General features: G+C 64.9%; 23 protein-coding genes. 11 read left to right on the plus strand and 12 right to left on the minus strand.

The window, feature by feature from the left end; translation table 11 throughout:
* The first annotated feature begins 58 nt into the window (after positions 1-58).
* The 3 genes from P2T60_RS18080 (at position 59) to P2T60_RS18090 (ending at position 2071) form a co-directional block, all read left to right on the plus strand.
* Complete coding sequence (locus tag P2T60_RS18080) at positions 59-829, plus strand: SDR family NAD(P)-dependent oxidoreductase (RefSeq protein ID WP_276282515.1); 771 nt, start codon at positions 59-61, stop codon at positions 827-829.
* A 99-nt stretch (positions 830-928) separates the two neighbouring features.
* Positions 929-1252 (plus strand): quaternary ammonium compound efflux SMR transporter SugE, encoded by a 324-nt coding sequence (sugE, locus tag P2T60_RS18085; RefSeq protein ID WP_276282608.1) that lies wholly within the window; start codon positions 929-931, stop codon positions 1250-1252.
* Positions 1253-1354: 102 nt separating this feature from the next.
* Positions 1355-2071 (plus strand): EthD domain-containing protein, encoded by a 717-nt coding sequence (locus P2T60_RS18090; protein WP_276282516.1) that lies wholly within the window; start codon positions 1355-1357, stop codon positions 2069-2071.
* Between the two features lie 95 nt (positions 2072-2166).
* Here P2T60_RS18090 and P2T60_RS18095 read toward each other — a convergent pair whose 3' ends face one another.
* The 3 genes from P2T60_RS18095 to P2T60_RS18105 all read right to left on the minus strand — a co-directional run bounded on the left by P2T60_RS18095 (position 2167) and on the right by P2T60_RS18105 (position 3146).
* Positions 2167-2295 (minus strand): hypothetical protein, encoded by a 129-nt coding sequence (locus P2T60_RS18095; RefSeq protein ID WP_276282517.1) that lies wholly within the window; start codon positions 2293-2295, stop codon positions 2167-2169.
* A 45-nt stretch (positions 2296-2340) separates the two neighbouring features.
* The gene (locus tag P2T60_RS18100) at positions 2341-2895 is read right to left on the minus strand and encodes a hypothetical protein (protein ID WP_276282518.1); all 555 of its coding nucleotides are present in this window, start codon (positions 2893-2895) and stop codon (positions 2341-2343) included.
* A gap of 89 nt (positions 2896-2984) precedes the next feature.
* Entirely contained in the window at positions 2985-3146 is a 162-nt protein-coding gene (locus P2T60_RS18105; protein WP_276282519.1) for a hypothetical protein, read from the minus strand.
* An 89-nt stretch (positions 3147-3235) separates the two neighbouring features.
* Between P2T60_RS18105 and P2T60_RS18110 the strand changes: the two genes are divergently transcribed.
* From P2T60_RS18110 to P2T60_RS18130, 5 genes are all read left to right on the plus strand, one after another.
* The gene (locus P2T60_RS18110) at positions 3236-4270 is read left to right on the plus strand and encodes an LLM class flavin-dependent oxidoreductase (RefSeq protein WP_276282520.1); all 1035 of its coding nucleotides are present in this window, start codon (positions 3236-3238) and stop codon (positions 4268-4270) included.
* 196 nt (positions 4271-4466) lie between these two features.
* Positions 4467-5744 (plus strand): ABC transporter substrate-binding protein, encoded by a 1278-nt coding sequence (locus tag P2T60_RS18115; protein WP_276282521.1) that lies wholly within the window; start codon positions 4467-4469, stop codon positions 5742-5744.
* 1 nt (position 5745) lies between these two features.
* Entirely contained in the window at positions 5746-7716 is a 1971-nt protein-coding gene (locus tag P2T60_RS18120; RefSeq protein WP_276282522.1) for an ABC transporter permease, read from the plus strand.
* The gene (locus P2T60_RS18125) at positions 7716-8516 is read left to right on the plus strand and encodes an ABC transporter ATP-binding protein (RefSeq protein WP_276282523.1); all 801 of its coding nucleotides are present in this window, start codon (positions 7716-7718) and stop codon (positions 8514-8516) included. Before P2T60_RS18120 ends, P2T60_RS18125 begins: the two co-directional genes overlap by 1 nt.
* Entirely contained in the window at positions 8513-9268 is a 756-nt protein-coding gene (locus tag P2T60_RS18130) for an ABC transporter ATP-binding protein (protein WP_276282524.1), read from the plus strand. The genes P2T60_RS18125 and P2T60_RS18130 overlap by 4 nt, the downstream gene beginning before the upstream one ends.
* Positions 9269-9653: 385 nt before the next feature.
* Here the strand turns inward: P2T60_RS18130 and P2T60_RS18135 are convergent, their stop codons facing one another.
* The 4 genes from P2T60_RS18135 to P2T60_RS18150 all read right to left on the minus strand — a co-directional run bounded on the left by P2T60_RS18135 (position 9654) and on the right by P2T60_RS18150 (position 12324).
* The gene (locus P2T60_RS18135; protein ID WP_276282525.1) at positions 9654-9848 is read right to left on the minus strand and encodes a hypothetical protein; all 195 of its coding nucleotides are present in this window, start codon (positions 9846-9848) and stop codon (positions 9654-9656) included.
* 212 nt (positions 9849-10060) lie between these two features.
* Entirely contained in the window at positions 10061-10429 is a 369-nt protein-coding gene (locus tag P2T60_RS18140) for a DUF7344 domain-containing protein (protein WP_276282526.1), read from the minus strand.
* 104 nt (positions 10430-10533) lie between these two features.
* Positions 10534-11958, minus strand: a complete 1425-nt coding sequence (gene sufB, locus P2T60_RS18145) for a Fe-S cluster assembly protein SufB (protein WP_276282527.1) — start codon at positions 11956-11958, stop codon at positions 10534-10536.
* A 102-nt stretch (positions 11959-12060) separates the two neighbouring features.
* A complete protein-coding gene (locus P2T60_RS18150) occupies positions 12061-12324 on the minus strand; it encodes a twin-arginine translocase TatA/TatE family subunit (protein WP_276282609.1) in 264 nt (87 codons plus the stop codon).
* Between the two features lie 82 nt (positions 12325-12406).
* On the opposite strand from P2T60_RS18150, the gene P2T60_RS18155 reads away from it, so the two are divergent.
* The gene (locus tag P2T60_RS18155; RefSeq protein WP_276282528.1) at positions 12407-12847 is read left to right on the plus strand and encodes a DUF7988 family protein; all 441 of its coding nucleotides are present in this window, start codon (positions 12407-12409) and stop codon (positions 12845-12847) included.
* A 22-nt stretch (positions 12848-12869) separates the two neighbouring features.
* Positions 12870-13625 (plus strand): CPBP family intramembrane glutamic endopeptidase, encoded by a 756-nt coding sequence (locus tag P2T60_RS18160; protein WP_276282529.1) that lies wholly within the window; start codon positions 12870-12872, stop codon positions 13623-13625.
* Positions 13626-13635: 10 nt separating this feature from the next.
* Here the strand turns inward: P2T60_RS18160 and P2T60_RS18165 are convergent, their stop codons facing one another.
* The 3 genes from P2T60_RS18165 to P2T60_RS18175 form a co-directional block, all read right to left on the minus strand.
* A complete protein-coding gene (locus P2T60_RS18165) occupies positions 13636-13929 on the minus strand; it encodes a WNWW family protein (protein WP_382208415.1) in 294 nt (97 codons plus the stop codon).
* A 46-nt stretch (positions 13930-13975) separates the two neighbouring features.
* Positions 13976-14935, minus strand: coding sequence for a transcription initiation factor IIB (locus tag P2T60_RS18170; RefSeq protein ID WP_276282530.1), 960 nt, complete (start codon positions 14933-14935; stop codon positions 13976-13978).
* Between the two features lie 305 nt (positions 14936-15240).
* Positions 15241-15840, minus strand: a complete 600-nt coding sequence (locus tag P2T60_RS18175) for a DUF7504 family protein (RefSeq protein ID WP_276282531.1) — start codon at positions 15838-15840, stop codon at positions 15241-15243.
* Between the two features lie 135 nt (positions 15841-15975).
* Between P2T60_RS18175 and P2T60_RS18180 the strand changes: the two genes are divergently transcribed.
* Positions 15976-16188, plus strand: a complete 213-nt coding sequence (locus P2T60_RS18180; RefSeq protein WP_276282532.1) for a hypothetical protein — start codon at positions 15976-15978, stop codon at positions 16186-16188.
* A gap of 12 nt (positions 16189-16200) precedes the next feature.
* Here the strand turns inward: P2T60_RS18180 and P2T60_RS18185 are convergent, their stop codons facing one another.
* Positions 16201-17307: a hypothetical protein gene (locus tag P2T60_RS18185; protein WP_276282533.1), complete on the minus strand. Its 1107-nt coding sequence runs from the start codon at positions 17305-17307 to the stop codon at positions 16201-16203.
* A gap of 498 nt (positions 17308-17805) precedes the next feature.
* Complete coding sequence (locus P2T60_RS18190) at positions 17806-19587, minus strand: MutS-related protein (RefSeq protein ID WP_276282534.1); 1782 nt, start codon at positions 19585-19587, stop codon at positions 17806-17808.
* Positions 19588-20046 lie beyond the last annotated feature (459 nt).

A 20046-nucleotide genomic window follows, 5' to 3' on the forward strand; every position in this document is an offset into this window, starting at 1 on the left:
TTAATCTAGTATAAAAACTTAAGAAAGTTATAAAAATTGTATTGATAATCTTGGACTTATGGACTTCGAAGACAAAGTGGTTCTCGTCACAGGTGGCGCGAGCGGTATCGGTGCGGCGACCTCCAAACGCTTCGCCGAGGAGGGTGCAACCGTCATCGTGAGCGACATCGCCGACGAACGAGGCGACGAGGTCGTGAGCGAAATCGAAGCGATGGATGGAGACGCCGCGTTCGCCGAACTAGATGTCACCGACGCCAAGGCGTTTCAGAGTGTCGTGGACGCCACGGTCGAAGAACACGGACGCCTCGACGTGCTTTGCAACAACGCAGGAGTCCCCGGTCCGAGAAAAGACATCGGCGAGATAAGTGACGAAGAAGTTAACCACGTCTTCGACGTTAACATCAAGGGCGTCTGGAACGGTTGCCGGGCGGCCGTCCCCCTCATGAAAGAGCAGGGGAGCGGCACCATCGTCAACACGGCGTCGGTCGGCGGATTGCGGGGCTACTCGCCGCTCGTTCCGTACGCGACTTCCAAGGCCGCGGTCGTGAACCTTACTCGGTCGCTAGCCGGACGATTGGGTCCGGAAGGCATCCGAGTCAACGCGGTGTGTCCCGCCCACGTTCATACCCCCATGTTCGAGGATTTCCTCCAAGACTTCGAGAATCCCGAAGCGATGAGAGAGCAAGGGGAACGTGCCCACGTCCTGAATCGACTCGGGCAACCGGAGGAGGTCGCAAGTTGCATCGCCTTCCTGGCAAGCGACGAGGCGTCCTTCGTCACCGGGACGGCGTTCAACGTCGACGGTGGGTACGAGACCGTCATGGAGTAGACCTCCGGTCCGCCAGCGAGCGACCGGTGAAGCGGCACTCGATTTTCAGCAGTCCGAAACGGAAGACGTAGACCCGCGGGTCGGCTACCGGTGACCGACATGTCGTGGTACCTCCTCGTCGTCGCAGGCCTGTTCGAAATCGCGTGGGCGGTCGGTCTCGAATACTCCGACGGTCTCTCGAAACCGGTGCCGACCGCAGGGACCGTCGTCGCTCTCGTGGTCAGCATGGTGTTGCTGGCGAAGGCCGTCGAGGACCTCCCAGTCGGGACCGCATACGCCGTCTGGACGGGCATCGGCGCGGTCGGAACCGCGACGTTGGGCATCTTCCTGTTCGAGGAACCCGCCGACCTCACGCGAATCGCGTTCATCTGCGTCATCGTCGTGGGTATCGTGGGCCTGCACCTCGCTTCGGGCGGGCACTGAGTCCACCGTTCGGGCGGACACCGAGCCGAACCGTCTCGTTTCTCGACGCCCGTCGGACCCTCTCCGTGTGGTTTTATCACCGTCGCACCTGTTGCTCGGAATATGTACAAGCACGTGGCCCTGCTGGTCCGACAGGAGGGGATGACTCACGACGAGTTCGTGGACTACTGGCAGAACGAACACACCCCTATCGCCCGCGAAATCGAGGGCGTCACGCGCTACCAGACCGTCCTCCCCACCGACGCCGAGAACGCCGAGTTCGACGGACTGGCCGAACTCTACTTCGAGGACTTGGACGACCTGCACAACGCGTTAGGAAGCGAGGGAAGCCGCGACTACGACCCCGACAAGGGCAAGGCCAAGGAAGCGCGCGAGGACGTGGACAACTTCCTCGACATCGACCGCCGACCCCGATTCATCGGCGAGGAGATTATCCAGAAAGACGAGGTGGACGGCGACACGGACGGACTCTACAAGCACTCGGCGTTCCTCGTCCGACAGGAGGGGATGACTCACGAGGAGTTCGTGGACCACTGGCAGAACGAACACACCCCCATCGCCCGCGAAATCGACGGCGTAGTCCGGTACGCCACCGTCCTGCCCACGGACCCCGAGAACGCCGAGTTCGACGGCATCGCGGAACTCTACTTCGAGGACTTGGACAAACTCTACGACGCCCTCGGGAGCGAGGGAAGCCGCGACTACGACCCCGACAAGGGGAAGGCCAAGGAAGCGCGCGAGGACGTGAACAACTTCCTCGCCGTCGAGAAGCGTCCCCGGTTCATCGGCCAAGAGACGGTCCAGAAAGACGAGACGTAGGGCGGTGAGCGAAAACTATCGTTGTTTCGGCATGGCAGATAATTAGTAAAGCAATAATTTTGTTTCTTTATCGATTGTAGACGTTGCTCGGTCGGCTACCACCCGCGGCGCTCGTCTAACCACTCGCCGATTCGGAGTTTGAGGTCCGCGAGGAACTTCGGTCCGGTGTAGACGTACACTGGTTGCACGATGCTCGGTTCGTCGTCTTCTCCCACATTAGTCATAGCTATGTCAGTGTTGTCCGGGAGTCGCTAATAAACGTTCGTCTGTTAGCTTCGTATCGAGGCTTGGAGAGGAACTGGGAAGTGAGATGCTAAACCGAGCGCCACGAGTACGACTGCGGAAGCGAGGAAGAGACGCGAGATGCTGAGGATAAATCCGTTCGAGTACAGGATTCGCTGGTTTCTCAGCGTTCCGGCCTCGTATCGACTCAGCAACTCGACGTAGGTCTCTTCGGACACGGGTCGCTCGGTGTAGTCGATAGACAACTCGTCCGGACGAGAACCGATAAAGAGCTTCGTCGTCCCGTAGACGAACAGGCCAGCGACGAGCGACCCGACCAGTGACCACATCCCGAGTACGCCGAACAGTCCGAGGTCCGGAAACGACGAGAGATGACTGCCCCCGGTGAGAAGGCCTAAGAGGACGAACGTCAGTCGAACGGTCCGGACCGCGGCGACCTCGTTTTTGTTAATCTGCGCGAGTTGCTGGTCGGTGGTCGTCCGGGCCTCCTCCAACAACACCTGACGGCCCGCGCTCGCTTCGCCCTGATTGCGTTCCGGCCGACGTTCGCTCCGGGCCGACGACTCCGAGTCCGTCGCCATGGTCTACGGCCACTTCGTCCCGTCTTCGGTCAAAAAGGCTCGCGCGAACGTTTATCAGCGATGCGCGACTCCCCGAATCGGACGCTTCGCTACCCGAACAGGACCAGAAGTGCGAAGAATATCGCCAGCAGGGTCGCAAGCACCAGAATGCCCTTCATCGACCCGCCACCGCCGCCGATGCCCTCGTTGGAGTTCTGGGAGACGCTGGGTCTGCTCGCTCCGCCCCCGCCGCCGCTGAGTCCGATGACCATGTGGGAAAACCTTGCCCTCCCTACATAAGTTTCGTGGGTGCGAAACCTCCCTTATAAAACATTAAGTCGGCCCCGGCCCACTTCCCGGTATGGAAATCGGCACGGGGCTGTTCACCTGCCAGCGACGGCCAGACGACGACCGGTCGATGAGCGAAATCTACGACGAGATGCTGACGCTCGGGCGGGCCATCGACGACTCGGGCCTCGCCAGCGCGTGGGTCTCCGAACACCACTTCGCCGAGGACGGCTACCTCTCGGCGACGATGCCGACTCTCGGTGCGCTTGCGGCCGAGACCGAGAACGTCGAACTCGGGACGTGCATCGCTCTCGCACCGCTCTACGACGGGGTTCGCCTCGCCGAGGACGCCGCGACGGTGGACTTGCTCGCGGACGGCCGACTCACCCTCGGTCTCGCCATCGGGTCGAACCCGACCGAGTTCGAGGAGTTCGGCGTACCCCGCGAACAGCGAGTAGAGCGCATGGCCGACACCACCGACCTGCTCCGGGCGGCGTGGTCCGAGGGTCCCCTCGACTACGACGCCGAGTTCCACGACGTGTCGCCCGACGTGAGCGTGACACCCAAACCAGACTCCGACGTGCCAATCATGTACGGCGGGTCGGCCAAGCCCGCGGTCCGCCGGGCCGCGCGGGTCGCCGACGCGTGGTGTGCGCCCTCCGCGCTCTCGGTCGGAGGCGTCCGCAAGCGCGTCGAGGACATCCGGAACGTCCGCGAGGAGGAGGGACTGCGCGAAGACGCTAGCGAGGACGGTGACGAAGACGACGACTTCCAAATCTACGTCCTCCAGCACGGCTTCGTCGGCGACTCGAAAGAAGAGGCGTGGGAGCAGATGAGGGACGGCTACTTCTACATCCAGCGGCGCTACGCCGAAATTTTCTCGGGCGAGGAAGTCGAGGAGTTGGACGACGAACGCAAGCGGGAGTTGAAAGACCAAGCTATCTTCGGCACGCCCGAACAGGTAATCGACCAGTTGGAGACCTACCGCGATGCGCTGGGCAACGACGTTCACTTCGTCTTCCGGACCTACCACCCCGGAATCGGCACCGACCGGATGGTCGAGTGCGTCGAGCGACTGGGCGAAGAAGTGGTTCCGCACTTCGAGTGACGGCGGACCGAATCGACCATCGACTCGCCAATCGACTCGCCAATCGACTCGCCAATCGACTCGCCAATCGACTCGCCAATCGACTCGTCGGTCGGAGCGCCGCGGCGCTCCGACCGACTCGCTCTAGTTATTTCGGCCGCGAGCGTGTGCCAACCCCACACAAAGATATTTATCATTATAGATTCCGAATACGGGTATGGGCCACGCAAACAACCCTCAAGGTAGCGAGGACTCGGAACTGCGGACCGGCGGGCGCTCTTCGCGGCGGACCGTCCTCCGACTCGCGGGCGTCGCGGGCACGGGCGCGCTCGCGGGCTGTATCGGCGGCTCGGGACTCGGCGGGAGTCAGAGCATCGACACCGTGACGTACGGCGTTCTCAGCCCGATGACCGGACCCTACGGCGGACTCGCCGAGGGCCAGCGAAACGGCGCGAAACTCGCGGTCCAGCACGTCAACGAGAGCGACGAGTTCGGCTTCGAGATGGAGGCGGTCTACGAGGACACGCAGGCCAAACCCGCGACCGGACGCCAGAAGGCTCAGAAGGTCGTGGACCAAGACGGCGCGCAGTATCTGATGGGCGCGATTTCGAGTTCGACCGCGCTGGCGCTCAACTCGTTCGTGGAGAGCGAGGAGATTATCTACAACCCCGGCGCGGCCGCCCTCCCTATCACGGGCGAGGAGTGCAACGAGTACGTCTTCCGGGCCGAGACCAACACCGCCCAAATCGCCGAGGCGGTCGCGCCGTGGACGGTCAACAACCTCGGGACGAACGTCTGGTTCCACGTCGCCAACTACGCCTACGGCAACTCCGTCGTCCGCGAGTGGCGCTCCCGGATGAAGGAAGCCAACGGCGAGTTCACCGAAGTCGGCGTCTCGAAGTCCCAACTCGGTGCGAGCAACTACGGGTCGTACATCAGCCAAATCAGCAACTCCGACGCCGATGTCGCGGTACTTGGCATGACCGGCGGCGACCTCATCAACTTCACCAAACAGGCCGCGAATCAGGGTCTGAAAGGGTCGGTCGCGCTCGTGGGTCCGACGATGACGTTTCAGGTCGTCCGGAACGCCCTCGGTCCGGCGGCCTACGGCACCTACGGCGGCGTCCGGTACGTCCCGAAGATAGAGACCGGCGACAACCAGAGTTTCGTGTCGGCGTATCAGGACGCCTACGACGAGACGCCGGACAACTTCGCGCGGGTCGCCTATGACTCCATCCGGATGACCGCCCAAGGTATCGTGGAGGCCGGGACGAGCGACCCCGAGGAAGTCAAAGACGCGCTGGCGGGCCTACAGGTCCGGAGTCTCTTCGGGCCGAACCAGTTCCGGGAGTGTGACCATCAGGCCACGAACCCCGTCTGGGTCGGCGAGAACGTCGAACCCGACTCGGGGACCGCCGCGAGCGTGACGCTCCGCCAGAAAGTCGAGGGACAGGACGCCATCCCGCCCTGCGATAGCGTCAACTGCGACCTCTAACATGGTCGGTCTCACGGGGTTCGCCGAGCAACTGCTGAACGGCCTGACCATCGGGATGGTGTACGTCCTGATAGCCGCGGGTCTGTCGGTCATCTTCGGCGTGATGGACGTTATCAACTTCGCGCACGGCGAACTGTTCGCGCTCGGGGCGTACTTCGCGTTCGCCGTGGTCGCGCCCTTCGGCGGGATGGGGTTCTGGCTGGCGCTGGTGGTCGCACCACTGCTCGTCGGCGTCGTCGGCGCGGTCATCGAGCGACTGACTCTTCGACCGCTCTACGACCGCAACCCCCTCTACCACATCCTGCTGACGTTCGGACTCGTGTTGATGGTCAACGACGCCATCACCTTCTTCTGGGGCAAGCAGGCCAAGGCGTTCAGTCCGCCGCCGATTCTGGACGGCCCGGTGACGATTCTCGGCGTCAACAACTCGCTGTACAGTTACTTCATCATCGCGTTCGGCGCGCTCCTCTCGCTCGGGACATGGTGGGCGCTCAACAACACCAGATTCGGACTGGTCGTGCGCGCCGGGTCCCAAGACCGCGAGATGGTCCGGAACCTCGGCATCGACATCGACCGATACTACACGCTGGTCTTCGGCGCGGGCGCGGCGCTGGCCGCGGTCGCGGGCGTGGTTCTCGGCGCGTACCAGAACGTGAGTCCCGGCATGGGCAACGCGGTCATCATCCCGGCGTTCGTCATCGTCGTCCTCGGGGGTCTCGGAAGCTTCCGCGGGGCGGTCGTCGGCGGACTCGGGGTCGGCGTCGTCCAGACGCTCGCCCGGACCTACGTCCCCGCGCTGGAGGGTCTCATCGTCTTCGTGCTGATGATAGGCGTCCTGCTGGTCAAACCCGAAGGGCTGTTCGGCAACCCCGAGTGGCAGACGACCTCGGAGTCCGAAGGAGAGTTGCTCGCGGGTCGGGGCGGCGGCGTGTTGACCGACCGCCAGCGGTTCGGCTTGGGCGCGGTCGCGGTGGCTCTGCTGGCCGTCGTCCCCCTCGGCGTGGACGTTCTGTACACCGAGTACGTCCTGACGCTCCTGACCGACGTACTCATCTGGGCACTGTTCGCGCTCAGCCTCGACTTCGTGATGGGCTACGCCGGACTGGTCTCGCTCGGTCACGCCCTGTTCTACGGGACGGGTGCCTATGCCGCGGTGTTGGTCCTGTTGCACCTCACGCCGTCGGCGTTCGTCGCGCTGGCGGCCGCAGTCGCCGTCTGCGGCGTCATCGCGTGGGCAATCGGCCACCTCTCGATTCGGGTCTCGGGCGTCTACTTCTCGATGATTACGCTGGCGTTCGCCCAACTGTTCTACCGGGCCGTGTTCAAGTTCGACTGGACCGGCGGGAGCGACGGCCTGTTCGGTGCCGACGTGGTGTACGGCGTCGCCGGGTTCGCGATGGAGTTGGACGAAATCGCCGAGACGGTACCGCTGGTCGGCGAAGACGGCCTGTTCTACTACTTCCTGCTGGCGACCGTCGTCGGGTCCTACCTCGTCGCGCGCCGGATGATGCGGGCACCGTTCGGGAGCGTCCTCCAGTCCATCCGGGAGAGCGAGCGCCGGACCGAGTTCGTCGGCTACGACGTGACCGCCTACAAGCGCCGGGCGTTCGTCGTGTCGGGCGCGATGGCGGGACTCGCGGGCGGCCTGTTCGCGGTCCAGAACGGGTTCGTCGCGCCTTCCCTGCTGTTCTGGCTCAACTCGGGTGAGGTGGTCGTGATGACCGTCCTCGGTGGGATGGGGACCCTCTACGGCCCGATGGTCGGCGCGGGCGTCTACATCGGGTTCGAGGACCTGCTGTCGTCGTACACCGACCACTGGCAGTTCTGGCTCGGACTCGTGTTCGTGCTGTTCGTCATCCTGCTCCCGCGAGGGTTGGTCTCGCTCCCCGAGAAACTGGCGGCGATGGGCGGACGCGCCGGGAGTCGCGGCGAGGACGCCGAACCGCTGGCCGACCGGGAGGTGAACGAGTGATGGCCGTCACGGACGACGCCGGGGCGCTCGACACCGAGACCGTCCTCCACACCGAGGGCCTGACCAAGCAGTTCGGCGACTTCGTGGCGGTCGATTCGGTGGACCTCGAAGTCCGAGACGGCGAGTTCCGGAGCGTCATCGGACCGAACGGCGCGGGCAAGACCACGCTGTTCAACTGTCTCACGGGCGCGCTCCGGCCCACCTCGGGGACGGTCCGGTTCCGCGGCGAGGACGTGACCCGGATGGCTCCCCACGAGCGCGTCCGGCGCGGGATGGGTCGGTCGTTCCAGATTTCGACGGTGTTCGGCGGTCTCTCGGTCAGAGAGAACGTCAGGCTCTCGGCCCAGTCGGTCGCCGAGAGCGAGGGCGAAATCGGACTCCGCCGCCAGTTGTTCACTCCGACCGACCGCTTCGAGTCGGTCGAGTCGCGGACCGACGAGGTGCTGGCCGAAATCGGGTTAGAAGACCGGGGCGACGACTACGCCCGTAATCTGGCCCACGGCGACCGGCGGCGTCTCGAACTCGGACTGGTGCTGGCGACCGACCCCGAACTCGTGCTGTTGGACGAACCCACCGCGGGGATGGGGAGCGAGGAGACCCGCCGGACGATACGCCTCGTCGAGGAGGTGCTCGCCGACCGGACGATGTTGCTCATCGAACACGACATCGACCTCGTGATGAACGTCTCCGACAGGGTGACGGTGCTGAACCGCGGGCAGGTGCTGGCGACCGGCACGCCCGAGCGCATCGCCGAGGACGACGACGTTCAGCGGGCCTACCTCGGAGGTGTCCGGGAATGAGTCGGAACACAGACCGCCTCGACGCCGGGGCGTGTGCGGACCCACTGCTCGACGTATCGGGCGTCGTCGCGGGGTACGGCGCGACCGAGGTGCTTCACGGCGTCTCGCTCTGCGTCGAGGAGGGCGAAGTCGTCTCGCTGGTCGGGCGCAACGGCGCTGGCAAGACGACGACTCTGCGCTCGGTCGTCGGCAACGTCGTCCCCACGGCGGGGACCGTCACCTTCCGCGGCGAGGACGTGACGGGGCTGTCGCCCGAGGAGACGGTCCGGCGGAACGTCGCGTTCGTGCCCGAAGAGCGCCGCATCTTCCCCGGTCTGACGGTCGCGGAGAACCTGCGCGTCGGGCAGTTGGGCGGCGGCGACACCGCGGACCCGCGGGACCCCGAGGAGGTGCTGGCGGAGTTCGAGAACCTGCGGGACCACCCCGACCGGAAGGGCGCGGCGCTCTCGGGCGGCGAACAGCAGATGCTCGCCATCGGGCGGGCGCTGGTCGCAGGGGCCGATTTGCTCCTGCTCGACGAACCCACCGAAGGTCTCGCGCCGTTCGTCGTCCGACAGGTCGAGGACCTCGTGGAGAGTCTGAACGACGAGGGAATCTCGGTCCTGCTGGTCGAGCAGAACGTGGGAGTGGCGCTGGAACTCGCGGACCGTCACTACGTGCTGGACCGCGGGGAAATCGTCTACCACGGCACGAGCGAGCAGTTGCGCGAGAACAGCGAGGTGATGGACCGACACCTCGGCGTGACGCTGTGAGCGACGTTTCCCCCGTATTTCGGGATCTCGGGTGTCGTTCGGCGATACCCTCGCCTCTCGACTCCGGCGCGCGCTGGCGCGACCGCGTGAGCGTGTCGCGCCATCGTCGCGCGAGGGATGAGCATCACAGCGACCGGAGGGAGCGAGACGCGCAATCGGTTGGGGAGGCGTGTGGTTCGCGGTCGCGGTGCTGTGCGGTCTGAGAGGTGTCGGCAGTAGCTAGCTCTCTCGATTTTCTCGTTCGCGGTGCGGTTGTGGTCGCTGTACTCCGGACTCCTCCGTTCGCGGTGCTGTGCAGTCGCTACAAAACAAATACTAAGCCGACTCTAACAAACAAAATTATTGCTCTAACACAACAAAACAATTCCGCTCGTCTCCGACCGACCTACCGTTCCCACGCGGGCGGCGCGCGGCCGAGTCGTCGTAGGGCCGCAGGGTAGCCGAACGCGACCGCCAGCGCGACGATGATTCGCGGGACGAACCCGTCGATTCCGACCGCTTCGAGCGCGATGACGGCGACGAAGTACAGCAGGAGCATTGCGAAAAATTGGGGAAGCAACTGTCGCCAAGTCGAAGCCATACGGAAGGTGACGGCTCACGGGGAGTTAAGTGTAGGTGGCTTCGTTCTCCGGGGGGTTCGAGGGTCTACGGAGTTAGCGAAAAACGAGTGACGGGAGTCGAAGCACCGACGACCGCCCGCGACGGCAGACTGCACCGTACTGCCAACGCGCCGGAGTGGAATGGTAAAAGTAGCGCGCGAGAGGTCGGGAGCCACCGACCCACCCCCGTCGCCTACCCCTCGTGTCGCCGAATCTTGTCGAGAAAGCCCGTGAGCGGTGCCTCGACGGTGATTTCGGTCACTTCCCCCTCGTCCTCGTCGTAGACGATGATTCCGGACTCCTCCAGTTTCGGCAGGTGACTGTGGTGAAGTGCCGTGGCGATTTGGGTCCGAGTTATCATCGACACATTGTCAGGCGGTTGTTGGAACTCCCGCCCGGCCACCTTGTCCGTCAGGTCTTCGAGCGCGACGGGCGCGGGCAGACCGTCGAGACACGCGAGGGCGTGTCGCCGGTACCGGTCGCTCAGCAGGGTCAGAACCTCGTTGACGCCGAGTGACCCGCCGCTGTCTTCGCCGTCGCCAGCGGCGGAGTCGCCGGTCATACCCGACAATTTTCCTTCATCCTTAAACGGCTATCGCATTCGGACGGTCACCGGGTGCGAACCGGATGCGCAACGAGAGCTTCGAGAAAAACGTTCTCCGGGAGTTATCCGAGACTGCCTTCCATCTCCAACTCGATGAGCCGATTCAACTCGACGGCGTACTCGATGGGCAACTCCTCCGTAATCGGCTCGATGAACCCCGAGACAATCATCTGCTTGGCGTCGTCGTCGTCCAACCCCCGGGATTGGAGGTAGAACACGTCTTCGTCGCCGATTTTCCCGACGGTCGCCTCGTGAGCCACGTCCACCTTCGACTCGTCGATTTCCATGTACGGCATCGTGTCCGACGTACTCTCGTTGTCGAACATCAGCGCGTCACACTCCACCGACGTGGAGGAGTGTTCGGCACCCTCCGAGATGTGGACCAGACCCCGGTAGTTGGTGCGGCCGCCGTCCTTCGAGATGGATTTGGACTCGATGGTGGACTTGGTGTGAGGCGCGTTGTGGTAGACCTTCGCGCCCGTGTCGATGTTCTGGCCCTCGCCCGCGAACGCGATGGTGATGTTGTTCGCCGACGCCCCCCGGCCCTTCAGAATCGTGCAGGGGTACAGCATCGTCGCCTTCGACCCCATCGACCCCGACACCCACTCCATCCGGCCGCCCTTCTCCACGATGGAGCGCTTGGTGTTGAGGTTGAACGTGTTCTTCGACCAGTTCTGCACCGTCGAGTACTGGACGTGCGCGTCTTCCTTGACGAACACTTCCACACCTCCGCTGTGGAGGTTGTGCGTGCCGTATTTCGGCGCACTGCACCCTTCGATGTAGTGAACTTCACTGCCGGGTTCGGCGATGATGAGCGTGTGCTCGAACTGGCCCATCCCCTCCGAGTTCATCCGGAAGTACGCCTGTACCGGCATCTCGACCGTCACGTCCTCGGGCACGTAGACGAAGCTTCCGCCCGACCACACGGCACCGTGGAGCGCGGCGAACTTGTTGTCGCTCGGCGGGACACAGGAGGTCATGAAGTACTCCTTCACGAGGTCCTCGTGTTCTTGGACGGCTTCGTCCATGTTGCAGAACACGACGCCTTTCTCCTCCCACTGCTCTTGCATGTTCTGGTAGACGACCTCCGACTCGTACTGAGCGCCGACGCCCGACAGCGCCTTGCGCTCGGCTTCCGGAATGCCCAGCTTCTCGAAGGTGTCTTGGATGTCTTCGGGCAGGTCGTCCCAGCTATCCGCGCCCTCGCGCTTGTCCACGTCCGGCCGGATGTACGGCACGATTTCCTCTACGTCAAGTTCCGACAGGTCGGGTTGGCCCGGCCAGTCGGTCGGCATCGGCATCTTCTTCCAGTGTTCCAACGCCCGGAGTCGCCGCTCCAGCATCCACTCCGGTTCGTCCTTGTCCTCGCTGATGAGGCGTACGACCTCTTCGGTCAGCCCCTTCTCGGATTTCACCGCCGCGCTCTCGTCTTTCTTGAACGAAAAGCGCTCTTCCGTGTTTGTCTCTCGAAGCTCGTCACTACTCATGTATCGGAAGATTGGTACCGAAGCCCCTTAACCTCGGGGTCGATACCAGTCGGTGTGAAACCGATTTCGGTTACGAAACCCGCAGAAAGTAGACCGCCAGCGTTACACTTCGGACGTGTCGGTATCGACGTTCGAGTCGGTCTCGCTACCAACGTCGGGGTCCGGGTCCGTGTCGGGGTCGGCCGCTTCCTGCAGTTCGTCTTCTATCTCTTGTCGGCCTTTCTTGAACTCGCCCATCGCCTCGCCGGTCGAACGGGCGAGTTTCGGAATCTTGTTCGCGCCGAACAGCAGGACGGCGATGAGGAGGATGACCATCATCTCCATCCCGCCCGGAATCGGCCCGAATAGTGGAATCATCTGTTCCATCTCTACCACCACGGTTTGGCCCCTCACTTGTAGGCTTTTCCCCCGAGGTTTATACTTCGGCGGCCGAACCCGACACGTACCCGTGACCGACCCCGCAGACGCCGCCCGCGAGTACGTCCTCGAAACCCACGCAGAGACCGTCGAACTCGTCTTGCGGCGGGCCGACGCGGTGGCCGAGACGTGGGACGGCGACACGACGGCCGACCGGAGTGCCGTCGCCGACTCGTTGCGCGCGCGACTGCGCGCCGCGGGTGCGTGGACGCGCTTGCCCGACGTACTCGCGGGCGCGGCGCGAGCGGTCGGTCACTCGCTATCCGCGCCGCCGGTCGCCGACCCGCCGTACGTGGCCGCTACGAGTCGGGGGCCGATGCTCCGCGCGACTTTCCCGGACGGCCGACTCGTGATTCTCGTGCAAGTCTTCGAAGTCGAACGCGCGGGCGACTCGCGGCGGTACCGCGGTGGCCCGCGGTACCGCCGCGGCCCGACGACTCCAGACGACGCGGTGCGAGCGACTTTCAAGTGAGTCCGGAACGTACCCCGAGAGGATGGAACGAGTACGCATCGACGGGCCGCCCCCATCTGCCGCGCCGGGACGAACCCTACTCGCGGCGGCGGCGCTCGGTCTCGGCGGGTACGCCTTCGCGGTGGTCGTCGTCGGCGTGGCCGCGGTCGCACTGCTCGCGGCGGGCGTCCCACTGATGGAGCGCCCGGCGCTGTTGCTCGCGGTCTCGGTCGTGATGGGACAGGGTGTCGCGTTCGGAACGTTCGCGGTCGGCTATCTGCGGTACACCGACCGAGGACTGGACTTCATCGAGGCGCGAATCCCGACGCTTCGGGACGCGGCGTGGGCGGTCGGTGGCGTCGTAGCGCTGTTCGCCGGTCTCGTCGCGCTCTCGGCGCTGTTCTCGGCGTTCGGCGTCCAGTCGGCCTCGAACGCGGTCGAAGAGTTCGGCGAGCAGGACCCCAGAATCTTCCTCCTGCTGGTTCCGCTGTCGTTCCTGTTCATCGGTCCGGGCGAGGAACTGCTCTACCGCGGGGTCGTACAGGGCCGACTCCGCGAGGCGTTCGGGCCGTGGGTCGCCATCGGCGTGGCGAGTTTCGTCTTCGCCGTCGTCCACGTCTTCTCGCTACAGGGGTCGGGAAAGCTCGCGTACCTCGCAATTCTGCTCGTCCTCTCGCCAGTTCTCGGCGTCGCCTACGAGTGGACCGACAACCTCGTCGTCCCGGCGTTCGTCCACGGCGCGTTCAACGCGGTCCAGTTCTACGTGGCCTACCTCGGTGCGACCGGCGGGGTGCCGTGACTCCGCGCCGTCACTCCCGGCCGCCCGCCCACCGCACGACCCGGAAGCGGTCGTAGCCGCCGTAGGCGAGTTCAAGCGCACCCATCCACCAGTTCCACCGCTCGGCGAGTTCGAGGTCGTCGGGCGCGTCCCGAAGGTTCTCGACGACGACCGAGACCGTCAGCTTCCGGTCGGTGTCCGTCTCGAACTGTCCCGAGTCTGCGAGGTCACGGGCCTGTCGCGCGACGACGCGCCGCGTCCCGTCGTCCCCGCCGAACTCCTCGCCGAGTCGTCGCTCGAATCGCTGTCCGATTTCCATTTCCATTGTCGTCTCCGCCGCACAGTTTGGTGCCACTCGGGGGTACGGTCTCTCAGTTGTAAAGTCCGATGGCCTTGATTTGCTCCTGATACCGATTTCGAATCGTAACCTCGGTGACTTGAGCTACGTCCGCGACTTCGCGCTGGGTCTTCTTCTCGTTGCAGAGCAGGGAGGCCGCGTAGATGGCGGCGGCGGCGTATCCGGTCGGCGACTTGCCCGACAGCAGACCCTTCTCGGCGGTCACGTCGATAATCTCGTTGGCCTTGCTCTCGACTTCCTCGCTCAGGTCGAGTTCCGAGCAGAACCGCGGGACGTACTTCTTGGGGTCTACCGGTTCCATCCCGAGTTCGAGTTCTTGGGAGACGTAGCGGTAGGTCCGGCCGATTTCCTTGCGGTCCACGCGGGCCACTTCCGAGACTTCCTCCAGCGAGCGCGGGATGCCCTCCTTCCGGCAGGCGGCGTAGAGCGCGGCGGTGGCGACTCCCTCGATGGAGCGCCCGCGAATCAGGTCCTCCTTGAGCGCGCGCCGGTAGATGACCGAGGCGACTTCCTGAATCGACCGGGGGACCCCGAGCGCCGACGACATCCGGTTGAGTTCGCTGAGCGCGAACTGGAGGTTGCGCTCGCCCGCGTCCTTCGTCCGGATGCGCTCTTGCCACTTGCGAAGGCGGTGCATCTGGCTTCGCTTCTCCGAGGAGAGCGACCGGCCGTAGGCGTCCTTGTTCTTCCAGTCGATGGTGGTCGTTAGCCCTTTGTCGTGCATCGTGTTGGTGGTCGGCGCGCCGACGCGACTCTTCGACTGGCGCTCTTGGTGGTTGAACGCCCGCCACTCGGGGCCGCGGTCCACGTTGCGTTCCTCGACGACCAGTCCGCAGTCCTGACACACTAGCTCGCTCCCGCCAGCGTCCGTGACTAAGGTTCCTTCCTCGCACTCAGGACACGTCTGGGATTCCTCGGACTCCTCCTGTTCGGTCTCTTGCTCGCGCTCGCGCTGGCGGATTGGCCCCGTCATGAGTCTGTTGGTAAGGTGGTCCGATAGATAAACCCTGCGTGGCTATTCCGTGTCACGATTCCGAGACGCGGCGCGTCGTGCGTTCGACTCCGGAAATTCCGCCCGTTCGCCACGGCGGTGCGGTCCCCGCGAGCGACCGGTAGGACCGGCGACGGTTCCGCCGAGGCACGCCGAAATCGTCGGACTCGCGGACGCGCGGCCGAGCATCCGCTCGGCCGCGCGTCCGCCGGGAAAACAGAGCGCGACGTTGAGCAAATAAATATATTTCTATAAGAAAATTAAATACGTCCGAGAGAAATCTATAGTTAGTTTTCGGAGGTTGCGTCGAGGTCCACCACCGCGTCCGCGAGTTCGCGGACTGCCGAGAGCGACCGGTGGTCGTGGGCCGTGGGGTCTAGCAGGTAGTACCCCCGGCCGTCCACGCTCTCGACGCGGCCAGCGAGGACGTGGAAGAACTCGAAGGCCCGGTCGAAAGCGACCGACTCCAGCAGGGCCGTCAGCGAGTCGAGGTAGACCACCGTCTGGCGAGCGTTGTCCTCCCACGTTTCGAGGTACTCGCTCGCGGTGACGCCGACCCGCGCGAGGTCGGTCGGGTCCGAGACGGCCTTCACGACCGACGGTCCGTCGTCGGACGACGACGGACCGCCGGTCGTCCGCGTCGCGCCCGAGACCGCGCCCGAACGCGTCGCGTTTCCGACGTGGACGAATCCGACCTCGGACGGCAAGTCGCCGCCGAATCCCCGCCAGTCTCGAAGCCACGCGTCGGGGGTATCGCGGTAGGAGACGACGAGCAGATTCGTCTCGGCGGGCCGCGCCAACGCGTCGAACACCTCCTCGGTCGCGCTCTCGGGTACCGTAGACGCCTCCAACAGGGTGTTGGAGGGCGAAGATTGTGAACGGGACACAGCCGGAAGTGTTGTCCGAACAACTTAAAATTTAGTGGCCGCCGCGGTCCGGGGGTCGCCGACGAGGGGACCCTCGGCGGTCCGATAGGTCGCAAAACCTAACACCCATGCGTGCATCGAGTCGGTCAACGTCACATGGGTTTCGGTCCAAAGCAGTGGAAGTGCAAAGACTGCGGGCGAAAACACCGCAACGACCGCAAGCAGTGCGTCCAGTGCGGGTACAGCGTGTTGAAGCCGGTAGACAACGAGAAACGACTCGACCGGGTATCGACAGCGGTGTTGGCGCTTCTCCCGGCGCTTTTGGCTATCCTCACGATGGGACTCATCGCGTGGGTGCTGTTCTTCTGACGGGACGGCGAGTCACTTGTCCATGTCCTCGGCGATAGCCAGCGTCTTCGACACCTCGTCGCAGGACTCGGCGGCGTCCCGCGCGTCCCGTTCGGCGCGGCGGGCGGCGTCTGTGTTCTCGTTCTCTCGGGACTCGGCGGCTTCCTCCATGTGTTCGGCCGCTTCCACGACTGCTTCGATGAGACAGGTGAGTTTCTCGACGGTGGACGAAAGCGCGTCCACCAACTCGGCGTCCGAAATCTCGTCGTTCAGGTCTTCGAGGTCGTTACCGGCCCGGTAGAACCACGAGGCGGCGTCTCCGTAGGCCCCGTTGCCGTACTTCCTGTTCCCGTCCGCGAACTTCTCGAATCCGCCGACGAGTTTCTCCGCGAACGACTCCAGTTTCTTCACGTCGCCGACGCCGTTCTGGAGTCGCTTGACCGTCCCGTCGTACTCCTCGCGGGTGAGAAGGTCGGTCGCGTCGGTACTCGCCACATCCGTCTCCTTGTCCACCGTCCAGCGACGGTCGGCCGCCTTCTTCCGGTCCTCGGTCATCCTCTCGAAGGTGGACTTGGCCTTCGCGTAGTCCCCGGCGTAGGTCCACTTGAGGACCTTCCCGTAGTGGTAGTACGCCCGAACGAGGTTTCGCTCGATGTAAGACGCGTGTTCGAAGAACAGCGCCACATCGCGCAGACGCTCGATGGTCTTCTTCTCGTCGTCCGTCGCGGACTGGGCGGCGTCGTCGAGTGCGTCTCGGGCGTCTTCGAGTCTACTGACGAGTTTGCTCCGCGAGAACGCGCCGGAGGTGAACGTCACGTCAAGTATCGAGACTTCGCCGTCGGACGAACTGGCGACCGACGTGTAGACCTCGAACGCCTCTTCGAGTCGTTTCCGGGCCGCCACGATGTCCTCGTTGGGTTTCTCCGTCGTGGTGGTCTGTTCGGTCTCGGTCTCGGTCGTCGTCTCTTCGGTCGTGGTCGTCTCCGTCGTCGTTTCGGTCGCTGTCGTCGTCCGCGTCGGCGTTGCAGTCGTCGCCGTCGTGGTGGTCTGTTCGGTCTCCGTCTCGTCGGTCCCTGACTCTCCGCTGGAACATCCCGCCAAGAGCGTCGCTCCGACGACCAGCAGTTGTCGTCTCTTCATACTGAAGCGGAAATATCAGATATTAATAAAACGTAGGGAAGTCCGCCCGAGAGGTGTTACTTTCCGTTCATGACGGCCGCGACGAACATCAGCCCGAAGTTCGCCACGAACGCGCCCGCGACGAACATGCGTCGGGCCGGACCGCGCTCCAACAGATAGAGCAGTGGGACACGGCCGGAAAGACCAGATAGACGGCGTACAGCAACAGCGAGGGGAATCCGACGACGATAGCGGCCATCGTGACGAAGACGGCGACCAGTCGCTCGACAGACGCGGGAGGACCGCGACCCGGAGGTACGTCAGGTGGGTCTCGACGCCGAGGGCCGCCGCGACGTAGTAGACTTGGAGGTCCATGCCGACCCGATTCGGGTGGCGCGCGGCGGTGGCGACCAGACCGACGACCCCGAGCAGGACGCCCGCGGCGAGGACGAGGCGGGCGTCGGTGGGACTGGACGGCGCGTGAGTGTCGGTGGAGTCGTAGGGCGAGTCGGCCACGGGTCAGTCGTCGGCGTCGGCTTCCGGCGACCAGTCGCCCAAGGTGCGCTGGACCGCCTCCTCGCCGACCGCTCGGGCCAGCGTCTCGAAGCCAGCGCGCTCGGCGCGCTCGTCCGCGCCCGCGAGCAGGCGCGAGACGATGAACTCCGGCGTGGACTTGCCGACCGTGCCGAACCGGGGCTGGTAGTCCACTTCGAGTTCGAGGTCCTCGTCCAACCCCTCCGCGAAGATGCCGTCCTTTCGAGCCTTCTCGGGCAAAGGTTTGAGGTCGTCGGCGAGGTGGGTGACGAACACCCCGAGCGCCCCGCGGTCCACGGTGAGTCGGACGAGTCCGTGGAGCAGGTCGGCGGCGCTTCCGGGTTCGGTGATGGCCTCGAACTCGTCCACCAGCATCAGGGTGTTCGCGCCGTCGGTTAGCGGCGGGACGATGCTCCGGAGCGTCGATTCCAGCACGCCAGCGTTGAAACTCGCGTGTCTGCGGTGGAACACGATGTCCTCGGAGATGGAGACTTCCGCGCGCTCGGCGGGCACGGGCAGGCCCATCTGGGCGAGCAGGGCAACCTGACACATGGTTTCGAGCAGGGTCGTCTTCCCCCCGGAGTTCGCGCCGGTCAGGACCGACACCCGGTCGCCGTCGGGCGGTGCGGGGTCGGCCGACCCCGCACCGCCCGCGCCGGACACGCCGTGGTCGCCGACGGCGTAGGTGACGGGTTGGACCGACTCGTCGCTGGCTTCGATGGAGACGTTCCGGGCGTTCCGGACCGCGAAGCCGTCGTCGGTGAACGTCGGGCGGGTGAGGTCGAAGTCGTGAGCGAACCGGGCCAGCGAGAGGTGGAAGGCGAGGTCCGAGACGGCCGACTTCGCGGCGTCGATGGCCTCGCGGTTCTCGGCGATGCGGCCCCGGAGTCGCCGGGCGACCGACCGCTCGCGCTCTTCGACTTCCTCCCGGAGGTCGGCGGTCAGTTCGCGGAGCGTGGCCGTCACGAAGTCGGTGGCGTCCACGGCGTCGTCGGGCGTGGCGTCACGGACCCGCTGGAATCCGGCGTCGGTCTCGCTCGCCACGTAGTCCACGACGACTTCGCCGAACTCCGCCCCGGCGCGGGCCTCCTCGCGTATCTCCTCCATCGCGTCGAGCGAGTCCGCCGAGAGGCTCTCGACGCTCGCTACGGAGTCGCGCAGGTCGTCGAGTTCGTCGTCAACGCCGCGGGCCACGTCGCCGCCGTCGAGGTCCGAGAGCGCCGACGCCGCGGCGTCGAGGGCGTTCCGGTCGATGTCGGCCACGCGAGAGAACGCGCCCTCGGAGAGTCCGGCCTCGCGCAGGGCGAGGACGGTCCGGACCGCCGCCTCTTCGTCGCCGATGCGGTCGTCCTCGGCGAACTCGGCGAACGCCGACAGGACTTCCTCGCGGGTCTCGCCGTCCAGTCCGGCCCACGACTCGGCGGCGTCCATCACCGAGTCAAGGCGCTTCTCGGCGGCCTCGCGCTCCATCAGCGGCGTCAGCACCCGCATTCGGTCGGCGGCGTCCTCGGTCACGGCGTAGTCGCTGGCCACGTCGAGCAGTTCCTTGTAGACGGCGCGGGTGTCGCGCGTCGAGAGGACCGACATGCCCTCGCCGCCGTTGGCCCGCCGGAGGATTCGGGTCGCGCGCCCGCGAGACAACCCCGCCGAGACGAGCGCCCGGACCTCGCCGGACTCGATGGCTTCCACCGCGCGCTCGGTGCCCAACTCGGCGTCGAGACGCTCGCGCGTCTTGGGTCCGACCCCCCAGTACTCCTCCAGTCGCATGTCCGAGACGTGAGGGCCGCGGGTCTTAATGGTTGCACAACGCGCTGGCGGACGCCTCGCGCGGCGAGGTCCGAGTGCGTGGAGCAATGTTTTCGTTTCTAAAGAACGGGGAAGAATTTGCTAGAGACATGTTTTTATTTCTCTACTGGCGCGTGCGGGCGCGGCGCTCGTGCGCCGCGCCCATCCGCGCGAGGTCGTCGGGAGCGAAGCGACCGACTGCTCGTCGGAACTCGCTTCCGACGGTGGATGAGTAGCACAGCGACCGCAGGGAGCGAGGCTTGCGAGACGCGAAGCGTCCCGCTGACCTGCGACCGCAGGCAACGCAATCGGTTGGGGAGGATGTGGCTGTCGCGGTTGCGGGATGATTGGCTCAAGCCTGAACCGAGCGCCTTCGAAATCGCCGTCGCTGTCGCAGGCACGTCTAGCCGCCGTTACTCGCTCTCCGAAACAACTGCCGCC

This window comes from Halorussus caseinilyticus, assembly GCF_029338395.1.
In the GTDB taxonomy this organism is placed as follows: domain Archaea; phylum Halobacteriota; class Halobacteria; order Halobacteriales; family Haladaptataceae; genus Halorussus; species Halorussus caseinilyticus.

What these genes read in the sequence shown, in the direction of transcription:
- P2T60_RS18080 (WP_276282515.1), top strand. Translation starts at nt 59, where the DNA reads ATGGACTTCGAAGACAAAGTGGTTCTCGTCACAGGTGGCGCGAGCGGT.
- sugE (WP_276282608.1), top strand. Translation starts at nt 929, where the DNA reads ATGTCGTGGTACCTCCTCGTCGTCGCAGGCCTGTTCGAAATCGCGTGG.
- P2T60_RS18090 (WP_276282516.1), top strand. Translation starts at nt 1,355, where the DNA reads ATGTACAAGCACGTGGCCCTGCTGGTCCGACAGGAGGGGATGACTCAC.
- P2T60_RS18095 (WP_276282517.1), bottom strand. Translation starts at nt 2,295, where the DNA reads ATGACTAATGTGGGAGAAGACGACGAACCGAGCATCGTGCAACCAGTG.
- P2T60_RS18100 (WP_276282518.1), bottom strand. Translation starts at nt 2,895, where the DNA reads ATGGCGACGGACTCGGAGTCGTCGGCCCGGAGCGAACGTCGGCCGGAA.
- P2T60_RS18105 (WP_276282519.1), bottom strand. Translation starts at nt 3,146, where the DNA reads ATGGTCATCGGACTCAGCGGCGGCGGGGGCGGAGCGAGCAGACCCAGC.
- P2T60_RS18110 (WP_276282520.1), top strand. Translation starts at nt 3,236, where the DNA reads ATGGAAATCGGCACGGGGCTGTTCACCTGCCAGCGACGGCCAGACGAC.
- P2T60_RS18115 (WP_276282521.1), top strand. Translation starts at nt 4,467, where the DNA reads ATGGGCCACGCAAACAACCCTCAAGGTAGCGAGGACTCGGAACTGCGG.
- P2T60_RS18120 (WP_276282522.1), top strand. Translation starts at nt 5,746, where the DNA reads ATGGTCGGTCTCACGGGGTTCGCCGAGCAACTGCTGAACGGCCTGACC.
- P2T60_RS18125 (WP_276282523.1), top strand. Translation starts at nt 7,716, where the DNA reads ATGGCCGTCACGGACGACGCCGGGGCGCTCGACACCGAGACCGTCCTC.
- P2T60_RS18130 (WP_276282524.1), top strand. Translation starts at nt 8,513, where the DNA reads ATGAGTCGGAACACAGACCGCCTCGACGCCGGGGCGTGTGCGGACCCA.
- P2T60_RS18135 (WP_276282525.1), bottom strand. Translation starts at nt 9,848, where the DNA reads ATGGCTTCGACTTGGCGACAGTTGCTTCCCCAATTTTTCGCAATGCTC.
- P2T60_RS18140 (WP_276282526.1), bottom strand. Translation starts at nt 10,429, where the DNA reads ATGACCGGCGACTCCGCCGCTGGCGACGGCGAAGACAGCGGCGGGTCA.
- sufB (WP_276282527.1), bottom strand. Translation starts at nt 11,958, where the DNA reads ATGAGTAGTGACGAGCTTCGAGAGACAAACACGGAAGAGCGCTTTTCG.
- P2T60_RS18150 (WP_276282609.1), bottom strand. Translation starts at nt 12,324, where the DNA reads ATGGAACAGATGATTCCACTATTCGGGCCGATTCCGGGCGGGATGGAG.
- P2T60_RS18160 (WP_276282529.1), top strand. Translation starts at nt 12,870, where the DNA reads ATGGAACGAGTACGCATCGACGGGCCGCCCCCATCTGCCGCGCCGGGA.
- P2T60_RS18165 (WP_382208415.1), bottom strand. Translation starts at nt 13,929, where the DNA reads ATGGAAATGGAAATCGGACAGCGATTCGAGCGACGACTCGGCGAGGAG.
- P2T60_RS18170 (WP_276282530.1), bottom strand. Translation starts at nt 14,935, where the DNA reads ATGACGGGGCCAATCCGCCAGCGCGAGCGCGAGCAAGAGACCGAACAG.
- P2T60_RS18180 (WP_276282532.1), top strand. Translation starts at nt 15,976, where the DNA reads ATGGGTTTCGGTCCAAAGCAGTGGAAGTGCAAAGACTGCGGGCGAAAA.
- P2T60_RS18185 (WP_276282533.1), bottom strand. Translation starts at nt 17,307, where the DNA reads ATGAAGAGACGACAACTGCTGGTCGTCGGAGCGACGCTCTTGGCGGGA.
- P2T60_RS18190 (WP_276282534.1), bottom strand. Translation starts at nt 19,587, where the DNA reads ATGCGACTGGAGGAGTACTGGGGGGTCGGACCCAAGACGCGCGAGCGT.